Genomic DNA, 14,058 nt, shown 5'->3' on the forward strand with positions numbered 1-14,058 from the left:
GCCACTACTGTAGGTCGCATGTTGCGGATCGGGCTCACGGGCGGAATCGGCGCGGGCAAGTCGACGGTGGCGCGGGAGCTCGCCGCCCTCGGGGCCGTGATCGTGGACGGCGACAAGATCGCCCGCGAGGTGGTGGAGCCGGGCACGCCCGGACTCGCGGCCCTGGTAGAGGCCTTCGGCGACGGGATCCTCGCCGAGGACGGCAGCCTCAACCGGCCCGCCCTGGCGGCGATCGCCTTCTCCGACGACGAGTCCCGTGCCAGGCTCAACGCCATCACCCACCCGCTCGTGGGCGCGCGTTCGCAGGAGCTGATCGTGGCCGCGGGGCCCGATGCCGTGATCGTCCAGGACATCCCGCTCCTGGTGGAGAACCAGGCGGCTCCGATGTTCCACCTCGTGATCATCGTGTGGGTCGATGCCGAGGAGCGGGTGCGGCGTCTGGTGGAGTCCCGCGGCATGGCCGAGGAGGACGCCCGGGCACGCATCGCGGCCCAGGCCACCGACGAGCAACGCCGCGCCGTGGCCGATGTCTGGCTCGAGAACACCGGGACCGAGGAGGAGACCCGCGAGGCCGTCCGCGCCCTGTGGTCCGAGCGCATCGCGCCGTACGCGGCCAACGTCAATTCTCGGCGGGCCGCCGAGGACGCCCCCGCGGTGCAGGACCGCGCCTACGGGGAGCGCCTCGTGGGCCGGCTCTGGGTCACGCTCGGTGCCGAGGCGACGCGGGTCACGGCCGTCGGCGACACCGGAGCGGCCGCGGAGGTCGTGCTCGCCGACGGGGTCGCCACCGGCGACGTGGCGGGCCGCCTCGGCGAGGCGGGCTTCGCCCGCGTCGGCGACACCGACGAGTTCCGGGGCTCCGACCCGGGCCGCGCGGTGACGGTCCGGGTCGCCGCTCAGGGCCCCGCGGGGGCGTAGTAGTCCCGCGCGTGGAGCGCCGCCAGCGGCGTCCAGCGCGGCACGGGCCGCGCCCGCCCGGCTTCGTCGGCCGGTGCGCCCGAGCCGCCGGCGGATTGGATGGCGAGTGCGGTCACCGGCTCGTGGTCGACGAGCGCGGCGAGCGCGTACAGCGCCGCCAGCACGTGCACACAGGCCGTGGACCGGGCCCGGCAGGAGCAGTCGGCCGCCTCCAGCACCGGCGCGGGGCGCAGTCCCGCGGCGACGAGCGCCGCGTGCGTCGCATCGTCGGGTTCGTGCCGATTGCCCAGCGTCGCCCGCAGGGCCGTCGCCGTGGCGGGGGCCATGGCGGCGAACTCCAGGTGTGCGAGCGATGCCAGGCTGCCGCTGTGGACGCGGGCCGTCACCTGCCGGCCGTCGGTCTCGAGGGCCACGCCGCCGTTGCGCGCGATCATCCGGGCGCGGGGCGCCGCGGTGTTGGGGCGGCTCGCCGTGACCGGCTCGGCGATCCGGACCAGGTCGAACCCCCATGCGGTGAACCCGAATCGAGGTGTGGTCATGCTTCCTCCCGGTTGCGGCGTAGGACGTCGAGCAGGCGGTCGTCCGCGAGCGAGGCCAGTTCGGAGACGATGGACCGGTCGTCCGCGTGCACGCCCAGAAGCGCTTTCCGGCGGTGCATCCCGTCGATGTGCTCCTCCAGCGTGGTGGCCGTCGTCAGCGTGGTCACCGTGACCGGCCGGTCCTGCCCGATGCGGTGCGCGCGGTCCGTAGCCTGCGCCTCCACCGCGGGGTTCCACCAGCGGTCGAAGTGCAGCACGTCGCACGCGCGGGTCAGGGTGAGCCCGGCGCCGCCTGCTTTGAGGCTCATCACGAGCACCCCCGGCCCCTCACCGGATTGGAATCCGTCCGCGATCGCCGCCCGTTCCTCAGTCGACAGTCCGCCGTGGAAGAACGGCACCTCCTCGCCGGCCGCGGCGGAAGCGGCGCGGGCCAGCAGCGCACCCGTGTCCCGGTACTGCGTGAACACCAGCGTCGGTCGGTCCGAGGCGATGTTCGCCTCCAGGATCTCCATCGCCACGTCGAGCTTGCCCGACCGCCCGGGTTCGCCGGCGGGCGGAACGCCGGTGGGCAGCGCGGGGTGATTGCAGATCTGCTTGAGCGAGGTCAGAACCGCGAGTAGGCGCCCGTGGCGCGCGACTCCGGTCCCGAAGCCGTCGTCGGCGGCGCGCGCCAGGCACGCGTCGTAGGCCCGGGCCTGCTCGTCGGTGAGGTCGCAGAGCACCGGATTGTCGATCTTGGGCGGCAGGGCTCCGGCGGCGCGTTCCTTGGTGCGGGCGAGCATCACCGGGGCCACGGCCGCGCGGAGCCGGCGGAGGGCGCCGTCGTCCCCCGCGGCGACGGCCTTGGTGAAGCGCCGCCGGAACACCGCCCGGACGGGGAACATCGCCGGGGCGACGACGCGCAGGATCGACCAGAGGTCGTCGAGCGTGTTCTCGATGGGCGTGCCCGTCAGGGCGATCCGCGCCCGGGCGTCCAGCTCCCGCGCCGCGCGCGACACCTGGGTCCGAGGGTTCTTCAGCGTGTGCGCCTCGTCGAACACCACCGCGCCCCAGCGCTTCTCCGCGAGTTGCGCGCCCGAGAGGCGGAGCCGCGCGTAGGAGATCACGGTGATCTCGCCGGCCAGTGCCGGTGCGAATCGCGCGATCTCACGCCGCCAATTGGTGACCAGGCTGGTGGGGCAGACCACGAGGTGGGGGCCGGGGTCGAGGAGGGACAGTGCCGCGACCGCCTGCATCGTTTTGCCCAGCCCCATCTCGTCGGCGAGGAGTGCGCCGCCGTGATCCTCGACGGCGCGCAGCAGCCAGGCGACCCCCGCGAGCTGGTAGGGGCGGAGCGTCCCGTCGATGGTGTCGCCGAGCGGCCCCGCCAGGGCCGCCGCGTCCGAGAACGCCCGGGCGGCGTACTCGGGTGAGGTGACGGCCGTCGCCGTGGGGTCGGGTTCGGCGTGTGCGGCGATGGGCAGCGGACCGTCGGCGCCGGGGGAGGAGACCCGCTCGGCCCAGGCGGCGTGCGACGCCGACGGACGGGCGGCGGCGGGCAGCGCCGTGATGTCGACGACGTCGCAGCGCACGTCCCGGACTGCGAGCGCACCGTCGACGGGGACGGCGAGCGGTACCGCGGTCGTGCGGGCGGGGGTGTCGAGGTCGTGCGACGACCACAGGGCGAACTGGTGGAGATCGGAGAGGTAGGTGACTTCGAGGCTCAGCGGGGTGTCCTTCGGGCCGATCCGATTTAAGATACGTTGTACGGAGTACTCGAACAGTATACACAGTACGGAGAAAATCGCCATGACTCCCGATGACGAGGCGCGCGCCCTGGTCCGCCTGCTCTGGCGTGCGGAGACCGGAGGTCCGGCGCTGCCGCGCAAAGGGCCCAAACAACGGCTCACGGTCGACCGGGTGGTCGCGGCCGCGATCGAACTCGCCGACGCCGAAGGGCTGCCGGCGGTGACGATGCGCGCCCTCGCCGCGCGCCTGGGTGTCGGGCCGATGAGCGTGTACACCTACGTGCCGACCCGGGACGTTCTGGTGGCGCTCATGGTCGACGCGGTCGCGGCGGGGCAGCCACCCGTCGTGCGCCTCGCCACGCTGCGGGACTCCCTCATGGCGGTCGTCCGCGCGCGCCGCGACGAGTACCTCGCGCACACCTGGCTACTCGAAGCGCCGTCCTGGCGCGACGTGCTGGGGCCCGGGAGGATCGGGCAGTACGAGGCGCAACTCGCGCTGCTGGAGGAGGTGCCGATCGGCGACCTCGAACGCGACTGGCTGATCGTGCTCCTCGAGAGCTTCGCCGCAGGTGCGGCGCGCAGTTCCGGCGCGCGCGGCGCGGCGTCCCGGCCGATGACCGATGCGCAGTGGTGGGAGGTCGTCGGGCCGGAGATCGCGACCCTCATGCCGTCCGGGAGGTACCCGCTCGCTGGGCGCGTCGGTTCCGTCGTCGGACAGCACTACAGCGGCCCCGGCGATCCGGATGCCGGCTTCGAACTGGGCCTCATGGTGCTGCTCGACGGGCTGGAATCGAGGATTCCGGGCCTCAGCGCCAGCTGACCGGCGCGCCCGCCGCGGCGAGCCACGCGTCGACGTTGTGTCCGTGGGCCGTCACCCCCGCGACGGCGCGGGTCGCGGCGCGGATCGCGCGTTCGGCGGTCGCGGTGTCCAGGAGCTGCGCCGCCGACGCGGCGAGCAGCTCGTCCACGTCGATCAGCTCAACGGGCCGTCCCGGATGCTCGACCAGATCGAGGTACCAGTCCTCCGTGCGCCACACCGCCCCCTCGCGGGAGACGCCGGCGATGTCGAGGTAGACGCCCTGATCCCGCTCGTTGCCGGCGGTGAAGTGGAAGACGTTCGCCCGCACGTCCAGCCCGGGCAGCAGCCAGGATTCGAGCGCGTCGAACCTCGGATGGTCCGACCGCCGGAACATGTACAGCCCGAACGGTTCCTCCCGGAACTCCTCGACCTCCCGGACGAAGCCCTTGGGGTCGGTGTTGGTGCGCGCCGCCGTCTCGAAGGCCTCGCGCTTCGGCGCGTGCACCCCGCCGTCGTCCACTGCGGCGTCGTCGCCCGGGCGCAGTACGAGCGTGGTCTCCACACCTCCGCGCGGCCGCCCGGATATCGCGCCCGACGGGCGGAAACCGTTGCGCCGCAGCAGCGCGGACAGGGCCTCGTCCGAAGTGCGGAGCAACACGCCGTCCAGCCCGGCGGCCCGCCCCCGCACCTCGTCGAGCAGCGCCGGCACCGCGTCCTCCGCGGCGTCCGCGACGTGCAGGTCGAGCCAGCCGCCCGCGACCGACGCGACCGCGGCCGCCCCGTCGACGTTGATCTCGAACGATGCCGATTCATCCCGGAGGCCCACCATCACACCACGATACGACGCGCGGACCCCCGTGACCCCGGGACCGGAATCGCGTCCGGCGGCTCCGTGCTCGTACGATTCCGCACGTGCCCCAGTACCTCCTGCTCCCCGCACCGTCCGCCAACCGCGTCTACGCCGACGGGGCGTCGGCGATGGTCCGCGCCGAACTCACGGCGCTCGGGGCGGCGCTCGGTGGGCGGATCGGCCCCGTCGAACCCGAGTCCGTGGCCGGCGTCGAATACCTCGCCTTCCACATCGACGAGCCCGAACGCGGTGACCTCGCGTTCCTCGCGCTGACGTCCGCGTTCTACGCGCTCTTCGAGCGCGAGGGGAACCTGCTGCGGCCCGTCGAAGCGCCCTCGGCGGAGCGGTACCCGTCGGACCTGAAGACGATCCTGAAGTACCAGGGCAAGACGAACGAGCAGTTCACCCGGCTGCTGCTCAACGTCACCGCCGCCGCGACCGCCCGCCCCGAGCGGCTCCTCGACGGCGCGCTGCGGGTACTCGACCCCGTGTGCGGGCGGGGCACCACCCTGAGCCAGGCGGCCATGTACGGGCTGGACGCCGTGGGCGTGGACCTCGACGCCAAGGACTTCGAGCTGTACTCGTCGTTCCTCACCACCTGGCTCAAGGACCACCGGCTCAAGCACCGTGCCTCCACGACCCCCGTCCGCCGCGACAAGGCCGTGCTGGCGAAGAAGTTCGAGGCCGTGTTCGCGCCGGACAAGGCGGCCTACGCCGCGGGCGACACCCGGTCGGTCACGTTCTACCTCGCGGACACCCTGCGAACGGCCGAGCTGATCCGGCCGGGCACCGTCGACGTGGTCGTCGCCGACCTGCCGTACGGGGTTCAGCACGGTAGCCGCGGCCCGCGCGGGCTGGTCCGCAGCCCGCTGGAACTGCTCGACGGTGCGCTCCCGGGCTGGGCGTCGACGCTCCGCTCCGGGGGTGCGGTGGGCCTCGCCTGGAACGACCGGGTGGCGCCCCGTGCGCAGGTCGCGGAGGCGCTCGAGTCCGCGGGCCTGACGGTGCGCGGCGGGCCCGGATACGACGAGCTGCGGCACCGCGTGGACCGCTCCATCACCCGGGACGTGATCGTCGCGGTGAAGGGCTGAGCCTGCGGCGGCGAACTTGTCGGTGGGTCGGCCTACCCTTGGGGTATGGCCTTCGCTGCAGAGCAACCCGTCGTAGCGCACTCCGAGTTCCGTCCCATCGGAGAGATCGAACGCGCCACCGCGGACTTCACGGTGGTCAGCGAGTACGAGCCCGCGGGCGACCAGCCCCAGGCGATCGAGGAACTGGCGCGCAGGCTCGGTGACGGGCAGCGGGACGTCGTGCTGCTCGGCGCCACGGGCACCGGTAAGTCGGCCACCACGGCCTGGCTGATCGAGAAGGTGCAGCGCCCCACGCTGATCATGGCGCCCAACAAGACCCTCGCGGCGCAGCTCGCGAACGAGTTGCGGGCGATGCTGCCCAACAACGCGGTCGAGTACTTCGTCTCGTACTACGACTACTACCAACCCGAGGCGTACATCGCGCAGACGGACACCTACATCGAGAAGGACTCCTCGATCAACGACGACGTGGAGCGCCTGCGGCATTCCGCCACCTCGTCGCTGCTGTCCCGCCGGGACGTCGTGGTGGTCGCGTCGGTGTCCTGCATCTACGGCCTGGGCACCCCGCAGAGCTACCTGGACCGGTCCGTGCAGCTCGAGGTGGGGATGGAGGTGGACCGGGACCGGCTGCTGCGATTGCTGGTGGACGTCCAGTACAACCGCAACGACACGGCGTTCACTCGCGGCAGTTTCCGCGTGCGGGGCGACACCGTGGAGATCATCCCGTCGTACGAGGAGCTCGCGGTGCGGATCGAGTTCTTCGGCGACGAGATCGAGGCGCTGTACTACCTGCACCCGCTCACGGGTGACGTGGTCCGCCAGGTGGACGACCTGCGGATCTTCCCCGCCACCCACTACGTGGCGGGGCCCGAGCGGATGTCCCGGGCGATCGAGGGCATCGAGAAGGAACTCGAGGAGCGCCTCGCGGAGTTCGAGCGGCAGGGGAAGCTGCTCGAGGCCCAGAGGCTGCGGATGCGCACCCAGTACGACATCGAGATGATGCGGCAGGTGGGCTTCTGCTCCGGCATCGAGAACTACAGCCGGCACATCGACGGGCGCGAGGCTGGCTCGGCGCCGGCCACACTCATCGATTACTTCCCGGAGGACTTCCTCCTGGTGATCGACGAGTCCCACGTCACCGTGCCGCAGATCGGGGCCATGTTCGAGGGCGACACCTCGCGCAAGCGCAACCTCGTCGACTTCGGCTTCCGGCTGCCGTCCGCCGTCGACAACCGCCCTCTGACCTGGGAGGAGTTCACTCAACGGATCGGGCAGACGATCTACCTCTCCGCGACCCCCGGCCAGTACGAGCTGGGGCAGTCCGGCGGCGAGTTCGTCGAGCAGGTGATCCGCCCCACCGGGCTGGTGGACCCGGAGGTCGTCATCAAACCGACCAAGGGCCAGATCGACGACCTGATCCACGAGATCCGCGAGCGCACCGAGAAGGACGAGCGCGTCCTGGTGACCACGCTGACCAAGAAGATGGCGGAGGATCTCACCGATTACCTGCTGGAGGCGGGAATCCGCGTCCGGTACCTGCACAGCGACATCGACACGCTGCGCCGGGTGGAGCTGCTGCGGCAGCTGCGTCTCGGGGAGTACGACGTGCTGGTGGGTATCAACCTGCTGCGCGAGGGACTCGACCTGCCAGAGGTGTCGCTGGTGGCGATCCTCGACGCGGACAAGGAGGGCTTCCTCCGGTCCACCACGTCGCTCATCCAGACGATCGGCCGCGCGGCCCGCAACGTGTCCGGCCAGGTGCACATGTACGCGGACAAGATCACCGACTCGATGCAGTACGCGATCGAGGAGACGGACCGCCGTCGCGAGAAGCAGATCGCCTACAACAAGGAGAAGGGCGTCGATCCGAAGCCGTTGCGCAAGAAGATCGCCGACATCCTCGACCAGGTGTACACCGAGGCGGACGACACCGAAGCGGCGATCGGGGGGTCCGGCCGCAACAGCAGCCGCGGCCGGCGCGCACAGGGCGAGCTGCGCCCGGCGTCGGCGGTGAGCGCGGGCGTGTACGAGGGCCAGGACGTGAAGTCCATGCCGCGGGCAGAACTCGCGGACCTCATCTCCGAGCTGACCGACCAGATGATGAACGCCGCGCGCGATTTGCAGTTCGAGCTGGCGGGCCGGATTCGTGACGAGATCGCGGACCTGAAGAAGGAGCTCCGCGGAATGGACGCCGCGGGTTTGAAGTGACGAATGCGGTGCAACGGGTGTGTTCCCCGCCGCAATACGCCTGTTCCCCGTACCGTGGCGGTTATTGTGTCCGGGAAGTATGTCGAAGGCACACGTCTTCTCGAGAGATCTAGAGAAAGAGAGACTCGATGAGTGGCTACAGCACGGTTGTGGTCGGCACCGACGGCTCGGAGTCGTCGCTGCGCGCCGTGGAGCGTGCCGCGGCGATCGCCGGGCAGAACATCAAGCTGGTGATCGCGTGCGCGTACCTGCCGAGCGAGGCCCCGGATCCGGCTGCCGCCGACGTCCTGCGTGACGAGGCGTACCAGCTGCAGGGGGCCAACCCCGTCAACGACATGCTCCGCACCGCCGAGGCCCGCGCCCTGCAGGCCGGCGCGGGCAACGTCGAGAAGCGCGCCATCAAGGGGCAGCCCGTCGAGGCGCTGCTCGATCTCGTCAAGGCGCAGCCGGAGCCCTCGCTCCTGGTCGTCGGCAACAAGGGCATGAACTCGCTCACCGGGCGACTGCTCGGCTCCGTCCCCTCGGACGCCGCCCGCAAGACCTCGGTGGACATCCTCATCGTCCACACCACCTAGAACGCGGATCCGCCTTCAGGCGGACTCCAGCGCGCGCATGGCGCGCGGAAGCGACCCGGACGTGACCACGGTCAACGTCTGGGTCGCTCGCGTCAGCGCCACGTACAGGTCCCGTAGGCCGCGGTCGAACTCCACCTCCGCCGGTTCGCCGACGATCAGCCCGGGCTCCACCACGACCACGTGGTCGAACTCGAGTCCCTTGGCGTCGCGCACGCCCATCACCCGCACGTTCCGCGCCGTCAGGCGGCGCAGTGGCGCAACCAGGTCCGACGGTGCAAGCACCGCCGTCAGCCGATCCTCGTCCTCGGGCAGCGCCGCCCGGACCGTCTCCACCAGGGCCGGCCCGCCCCCGTCGGCCCGGAGCAACCGCGGCGGCTCCGCGCCGGACCGCACCGAGGTCGGGGGCGCCAGCCCCGGATCGATCTCCGCCAGAACGTCCGCCGCGAGATCCATGATCTCCTTGGGGGTGCGGTAGTTCACCGTGAGCTCCGACAGCTGGAAGCGGCCGGGCACGTACGGATCCAGAGCCTCGCCCCAGCTGGTCAATCCCGCCGCATCGCCGGTCTGCGCGGTATCGCCCACCAGAGTCATCCAGCGATTCGGGCTCCGCCGCATCAGCATTCGCCAGGCCATCGCCGAGAGTTCCTGCGCCTCATCGATGATCACATGGCCGAAGGTCCACGTTCGGTCCTCGCGGGCGCGATCCGCGGTGGTATTGAAATCGCGGACCGTCTGCCGCTCGGCCAGCTGCTCCGCGTCGATCAGGTCGTACGCCATGAGGATCTCGGCGTCGAACTCGTCGTCCAGGTCCTGCGGGGCGGAGCCGGTGAGGATGTCCAGCGCCTCCTGCGCCTCCTCCAGGCGCTCGCGCCACTGTCGCTCCGCCTCGTCGGCGTCCGCGTCGTCGTCGCCGAGGAACTCCGCGATCTCGTCCAGCAGTGGCGCGTCCGCGGGGGAGAACGCAGGCTTCCCGTTCGCGTCCGTCGCAAGCTCGCGACGGAGGACCGCGCGGTCGGCGTCGGAGAGGCCGGGCGAGGCGTCGGCGAGGCGGTCCTCGTCGCTCCACAGCTCGGTCAGTACCCGTTGCGGCGTCAGCGCCGGCCAGAGCGCGTCGAGTGCGCCGAGGACCTCGCGGTCCTGTGCGAGCTCGTCGCGGATGTCCGAGATGTCCGTGCGGGAGAGCAGCATCGTGTTGTCCACCACCGACGAACCGATCGTCGCGGCGTGCTGCGCGGCGAGGGCGTCGAGGGCGGACTGCCGGAAGATCGCGCGGGCGGTGTTGTGCGGGCGGCGCGAGGATCGGGCACGGCCGCGGGCACGGGTGGCGATCTTCTTGTCCAGGACCAGCGGGTACCCGTCGAATCGCAGCTCGATCGGCTCGTCGGGCACGGTCTGCCACCCGCGGACCGCCTGCTTCATCACCTCGACCATGTCGGTGGAGCCCTTGAGCCGCGCGGCGGCGGCGCTGTCGGGGAGCGTCGCGATCACTCCGGGGAACAGGTCGCCGACGGTGCTGAGCAGGACTCCCGTCTCGCCGAGGCTGGGAAGGACCTGGCTGATGTAGGTCAGGAACGTCTCGTTCGGCCCCACGATGAGGACGCCGGTGCGCGACAGGTTCTGCCGGTACGTGTACAGCAGGTAGGCGGCGCGGTGCAGCGCCACCGCCGTCTTGCCGGTGCCCGGCCCGCCCTGGACCACCAGGACGCCGCGGTGCTCGGAGCGGATGATCGTGTCCTGCTCGCGCTGGATGGTCTCGACGATGTCGGTCATGTGTCCGGTGCGGGCGCGGTTGAGCGCATCGACCAGCGCGGACTCACCGGCGACGTTGGTGCCGGGGCCGTCCGTGGCGGCCGCCGCACCGTCGGTCAGGGTGAGCCGCTCATCGATGACGTTGACGAGTTCCCGGCCGCGGGTGCGCACGTGCCGGCGCACACGCACCCCCTCCGGCTGCGCCGGGGTCGCGAGGTAGAACGGCCGCGCGAGCGGTGCGCGCCAGTCCAGGAGGAGCGTCGAGAGGTCCTCGTCGTCGTCGAGGACCCCGATGCGGCCGATCCGCCGCACGGTGTCCTGGGCGCCGGGCGATTCGGTTCCGTCGGTCATGTCGAGCCGGCCGAAGTAGAGGTTCTGCTCGGCGGCGTCGTACTTCGCGATGTCGTCCGTGTACAGCTGGTGGTACGAATCGCGCTCCGAGATCTCCTGCGGGTTCTCGCCGACCTCCTGCAGGTTGTCGGCGCGGCGCCGGGCCGCGGTGTCCCGCATCGAGTCGATCCGGGCGTACACCCGGTCGAGATGCTCCTGCTCCTCGGTCAGCAGGGGATTGTGTGTCACGGTGCTCCTCGTGGACTCGGCTCCGTCGAATCAGACCGTCCATTGTCCACGATCGGCGGTGCCGCCGCTGCGATCGGCTTCGCGCAGCCGCGTCAGCCCGGGAGCGACTCGCGCCGGGGGCGCCAGAACGCATCGAGCAACCTGTCCCGGTCGGCGTAGAGCAGGCCTCCGAGCAGCACGGTGTAGCCCAGCGAGAAGTACTTGACCGCGGGGAACCCGAACGCGAAGTCCATGAGGGTGATGTTGAGGGAGACCGCGAACAGCGCGGCGGCACCGAGCGTGGACGTTCGTCGCCACAGCAGCAACATCGCGGGCACGAGTTCGAACAGTCCGGTGAGGCGTCCGTACACGGGGGAGTACCCGTAGAACGCCCACACCACACTGGTGCCGTCGGTCGCGCGCTTGTCGATGATCCAGTCTCCGTAATCGAACTGGCCGCCCGACAGCTTTACGCCGCCGTACGCCGCGAACACCGCCGCGAGTCCGTAGCGCACCGCGCCGAGCAATCGTCGCTTCGTCGAGATCGACATCCGTTCTCCCTGAGGTCGGTTTCCGAGGGTGTGACAGGTGGGGCCGACCCTAGCCAGTCCCGCGCCCGGGTGGCGCCGTGCCGAGAGAACCCGGGTGGCGTCGGTCGGGCCCCGGCCCCCGCTGCCCCCGGACCGCCGGTGGAGAGACAGAGACAGGGATTCGTCGTGCGGCCGGCCGCTCTCGGGAATCATCCGGAAACCCGGGGGTGGGCGCGAAAAGCTTCGATCACCGACTGTTTTTGATCTTCTGTGCGTGGTGTAGCGTTCCGGGCCGGAAGCCGCACGACGACTGCGGCCGCGCGCTTGAAGAACCCCGAGCGATGGAGTCCCCACCCCGTATTCCGGGTGGCGGAACGACTTCTCACGAAGGGGAAACGTGCACGACCTCATCGGTTCGCAATCGCAGGGAATCGCCTGCGTTCTCCTCCTCGTACTCGCGTCGTTCCTCCTGCTGCGCCGGAATTGAACGGATATGTCCGGGAGAATGCGTATCGCTGCCTTCGAGTGCACGTCGAGAATGGTGGAATTCGCGGAACTCCGGACCCTGGTCTCTGTACTGCCGCGGCCGGACGCCGCGGCGGGGCGGCGCGGGCATGGGATCCGATCGGCAGCGCAACCGACGTGCATGGAAGGCCACGGTTCGTGAGCGCAGGTATCATCGGCGATGATGCCCGGGCCGGGACGCGCCGGGCGTCGCGCCGAATCACCGTCACGATTTCCGAGCACGCACGCGAGACAGCCGCAGAAAAGATCTGAGACATCTCACATCATGAATGGTCGCACCTCCCGCCCCGTTCTCAGTCAACCCGTGTTCTGGAACGGCCTGTGCGTGGGGTTGATCGTCATCGCGCTGATCACGATGTACCTCGAGACCGTTCCCGCGGAATGGACCATCCTCTTCGGCGGCGCCGGCGTCGTCTGCGGCCTGATCGGCATTCCTCTGTACTTCGCGGGGCTGTTCGCTGCGCGACGCTCGCCGGAGTCGACGCCGGAGCCGGATTCGGGGCCGGGGGCGCTACCCGGCCCGGAGCGCGCGGCGGAGCGGACCGACGCCACCTCGGAGTCGGGAGGAACGGCCGTCCCGGCGACGGCGGGTGAGCCGCCGCGTTCGTCCGCGGCATCCTCGGAGGTCACGGTCGAGGAGCCGCACGGCGGCGCAGTCGGGGAGCGGCGCGATGCCGAGGAGGCCCACGCCGGCGGCGAAGGCGTCGCCGGTGGGGACGCCGCCGACACCGACGGCGAGAAGGCCGTCGACGAGAGTGCGGAGGACGAGAGCGCGGAGGACGATAGCGCCGTCGGCGAGCACGGCGGCGACGAGAGCACCGTCGGCGTCACGGGCGCGGCGGCGGAGGACCAGCCCCGCGACGGGGCGCCGGACACCGTCGAACGGTGCCCCTGCCACGGCCTGCCCGCGCACCCCACGCCGACGACCGCGGCCGAGCCGAGCTGACGTTCTCCCGTGCGGTCCGGCAGTGATCCGGGTCACCGAGGGGCGTGACCTTCGCCTCGCGGCTCCGTCCCGGCCGAGACGGCTCCGTACGTTCCGACGGCCCGGTCACCTGGGCCTGAAAGCGCTGTCCGCCAAGGGATCAACAGTTGCGACGGAGTCGTGTGGCGATGGTGGCCGCGGACCGTCGGGCGTTGCTGCGGGGGCGATGGACGTTCCGGCCCGGTCCCGCCGCCCGGTACAGTCGTCGTACATGCGAGAGAGCGATTGGACGGGCGACGTCGACAGCGACGACGACCTCGACGAGATGGATCCACCGGATCCCATGGTCACCGCGCTCCGATGGCTGGGGATGCTCCTGCTCGGCGCGCTGGCGGTCGTCGTGTACCTGCTCTACGGCGCCTGACGCGCTACCAGCCGCGCTCGCGCCACTCGGCCAAGTGCGGGCGCTCGGCACCCAGCGTGGTGCCCTCGCCGTGGCCCGGATGCACGACGGTGTCGTCGCCGAACCGGTCGAAGAGCTTGGTGGTGACGTCCGCGTAGAGGCGGTCGAAATCGCCCGGCTGCCAGGTCTTGCCGACCCCTCCGGGGAACAGGCAGTCACCCGTGAACAGGTGGACGGGCGCACCGTCGAACTCGGGGCGCAGGGCGAGGGCGACGGACCCGGGCGTGTGCCCGACCAATTCGATCACGTCGAACACGAGATCGCCCACGGTGAGCACCTCGCCGTCGGACAGCGACCGGTCGGTGGGCACGGGGATGCCCTCGGCATCGTTGACCCCGGCGGCCGACGGTACGCTCAGGCCCGCCTTGACCTCGGCGAGCGCCTGCCAGTGGTCGGGGTGCCGATGAGTGGTGAGGATCAGCTCGACCCCGCCCACTTCGCGGGCGGCGGCGAGCACCTCCTCGGCGTCGTTGGCGGCGTCGATGAGCAGCGTGTGGCCGCCGGAATCGCCGACCAGGTACACGTTGTTGTCCATGGGGCCGACGGAGAGCCGGCTGATCGTCGTGGTCACGGCCTCACGGTACCGCTCGACGAAAAACTT

General features: G+C 71.0%; 13 protein-coding genes. 7 read left to right on the forward strand and 6 right to left on the reverse strand.

Annotated features, from left to right (window positions below; genetic code table 11):
- Positions 1 to 18: 18 nt before the first annotated feature.
- Positions 19 to 918: a dephospho-CoA kinase gene (gene coaE, locus BN39_RS21315; RefSeq protein WP_019204483.1), complete on the forward strand. Its 900-nt coding sequence runs from the start codon at positions 19 to 21 to the stop codon at positions 916 to 918.
- Here the strand turns inward: coaE and BN39_RS21320 are convergent.
- A complete protein-coding gene (locus tag BN39_RS21320; RefSeq protein WP_019204484.1) occupies positions 897 to 1,457 on the reverse strand; it encodes an SWIM zinc finger family protein in 561 nt (186 codons plus the stop codon). The two genes, coaE and BN39_RS21320, sit on opposite strands and share 22 nt — an antisense overlap.
- Positions 1,454 to 3,247, reverse strand: a complete 1,794-nt coding sequence (locus BN39_RS21325) for a DEAD/DEAH box helicase (protein ID WP_019204485.1) — start codon at positions 3,245 to 3,247, stop codon at positions 1,454 to 1,456. The genes BN39_RS21320 and BN39_RS21325 overlap by 4 nt, the downstream gene beginning before the upstream one ends.
- On the opposite strand from BN39_RS21325, the gene BN39_RS21330 reads away from it, so the two are divergent.
- On the forward strand, positions 3,246 to 4,004 hold the full coding sequence (locus BN39_RS21330) for a TetR/AcrR family transcriptional regulator (RefSeq protein WP_019204486.1): 759 nt from the start codon (positions 3,246 to 3,248) through the stop codon (positions 4,002 to 4,004). The genes BN39_RS21325 and BN39_RS21330 overlap by 2 nt on opposite strands.
- On the opposite strand, the gene BN39_RS23740 is transcribed toward BN39_RS21330, so the two are convergent.
- Positions 3,991 to 4,503 carry a DUF402 domain-containing protein gene (locus BN39_RS23740; RefSeq protein WP_040769095.1) on the reverse strand — a complete coding sequence of 171 codons (513 nt, stop codon included), beginning with the start codon at positions 4,501 to 4,503 and terminating at the stop codon, positions 3,991 to 3,993. The genes BN39_RS21330 and BN39_RS23740 overlap by 14 nt on opposite strands.
- A 392-nt stretch (positions 4,504 to 4,895) precedes the next feature.
- On the opposite strand from BN39_RS23740, the gene BN39_RS21340 reads away from it, so the two are divergent.
- The 3 genes from BN39_RS21340 (at position 4,896) to BN39_RS21350 (ending at position 8,707) form a co-directional block, all read left to right on the forward strand.
- Positions 4,896 to 5,924: a TRM11 family methyltransferase gene (locus tag BN39_RS21340; RefSeq protein WP_019204488.1), complete on the forward strand. Its 1,029-nt coding sequence runs from the start codon at positions 4,896 to 4,898 to the stop codon at positions 5,922 to 5,924.
- A gap of 45 nt (positions 5,925 to 5,969) precedes the next feature.
- On the forward strand, positions 5,970 to 8,132 hold the full coding sequence (gene uvrB, locus BN39_RS21345) for an excinuclease ABC subunit UvrB (protein ID WP_019204489.1): 2,163 nt from the start codon (positions 5,970 to 5,972) through the stop codon (positions 8,130 to 8,132).
- Between the two features lie 128 nt (positions 8,133 to 8,260).
- Positions 8,261 to 8,707 (forward strand): universal stress protein, encoded by a 447-nt coding sequence (locus BN39_RS21350; RefSeq protein ID WP_040768804.1) that lies wholly within the window; start codon positions 8,261 to 8,263, stop codon positions 8,705 to 8,707.
- Positions 8,708 to 8,722: 15 nt separating this feature from the next.
- On the opposite strand, the gene BN39_RS21355 is transcribed toward BN39_RS21350, so the two are convergent.
- Positions 8,723 to 10,966: a 3'-5' exonuclease gene (locus tag BN39_RS21355; protein ID WP_086010346.1), complete on the reverse strand. Its 2,244-nt coding sequence runs from the start codon at positions 10,964 to 10,966 to the stop codon at positions 8,723 to 8,725.
- Positions 10,967 to 11,127: 161 nt separating this feature from the next.
- On the reverse strand, positions 11,128 to 11,565 hold the full coding sequence (locus BN39_RS21360) for a hypothetical protein (RefSeq protein ID WP_019204492.1): 438 nt from the start codon (positions 11,563 to 11,565) through the stop codon (positions 11,128 to 11,130).
- A gap of 769 nt (positions 11,566 to 12,334) precedes the next feature.
- Between BN39_RS21360 and BN39_RS21365 the strand changes: the two genes are divergently transcribed.
- Entirely contained in the window at positions 12,335 to 13,015 is a 681-nt protein-coding gene (locus BN39_RS21365) for a hypothetical protein (protein WP_148281553.1), read from the forward strand.
- A 250-nt stretch (positions 13,016 to 13,265) separates the two neighbouring features.
- The gene (locus BN39_RS23590; RefSeq protein WP_159103268.1) at positions 13,266 to 13,418 is read left to right on the forward strand and encodes a hypothetical protein; all 153 of its coding nucleotides are present in this window, start codon (positions 13,266 to 13,268) and stop codon (positions 13,416 to 13,418) included.
- Positions 13,419 to 13,422: 4 nt separating this feature from the next.
- Here the strand turns inward: BN39_RS23590 and BN39_RS21375 are convergent, their stop codons facing one another.
- Positions 13,423 to 13,992, reverse strand: a complete 570-nt coding sequence (locus tag BN39_RS21375) for an MBL fold metallo-hydrolase (protein WP_237741755.1) — start codon at positions 13,990 to 13,992, stop codon at positions 13,423 to 13,425.
- Positions 13,993 to 14,058: the final 66 nt, after the last annotated feature.

This window comes from Tsukamurella sp. 1534 (genome assembly GCF_000312385.1).
In the GTDB taxonomy this organism is placed as follows: domain Bacteria; phylum Actinomycetota; class Actinomycetes; order Mycobacteriales; family Mycobacteriaceae; genus Tsukamurella.

What these genes read in the sequence shown, in the direction of transcription:
- coaE (WP_019204483.1), top strand. Translation starts at nt 19, where the DNA reads ATGTTGCGGATCGGGCTCACGGGCGGAATCGGCGCGGGCAAGTCGACG.
- BN39_RS21320 (WP_019204484.1), bottom strand. Translation starts at nt 1,457, where the DNA reads ATGACCACACCTCGATTCGGGTTCACCGCATGGGGGTTCGACCTGGTC.
- BN39_RS21330 (WP_019204486.1), top strand. Translation starts at nt 3,246, where the DNA reads ATGACTCCCGATGACGAGGCGCGCGCCCTGGTCCGCCTGCTCTGGCGT.
- BN39_RS21325 (WP_019204485.1), bottom strand. Translation starts at nt 3,247, where the DNA reads ATGGCGATTTTCTCCGTACTGTGTATACTGTTCGAGTACTCCGTACAA.
- uvrB (WP_019204489.1), top strand. Translation starts at nt 5,970, where the DNA reads ATGGCCTTCGCTGCAGAGCAACCCGTCGTAGCGCACTCCGAGTTCCGT.
- BN39_RS21350 (WP_040768804.1), top strand. Translation starts at nt 8,261, where the DNA reads ATGAGTGGCTACAGCACGGTTGTGGTCGGCACCGACGGCTCGGAGTCG.
- BN39_RS21355 (WP_086010346.1), bottom strand. Translation starts at nt 10,966, where the DNA reads ATGCGGGACACCGCGGCCCGGCGCCGCGCCGACAACCTGCAGGAGGTC.
- BN39_RS21360 (WP_019204492.1), bottom strand. Translation starts at nt 11,565, where the DNA reads ATGTCGATCTCGACGAAGCGACGATTGCTCGGCGCGGTGCGCTACGGA.
- BN39_RS21365 (WP_148281553.1), top strand. Translation starts at nt 12,335, where the DNA reads ATGAATGGTCGCACCTCCCGCCCCGTTCTCAGTCAACCCGTGTTCTGG.
- BN39_RS23590 (WP_159103268.1), top strand. Translation starts at nt 13,266, where the DNA reads ATGCGAGAGAGCGATTGGACGGGCGACGTCGACAGCGACGACGACCTC.
- BN39_RS21375 (WP_237741755.1), bottom strand. Translation starts at nt 13,992, where the DNA reads ATGGACAACAACGTGTACCTGGTCGGCGATTCCGGCGGCCACACGCTG.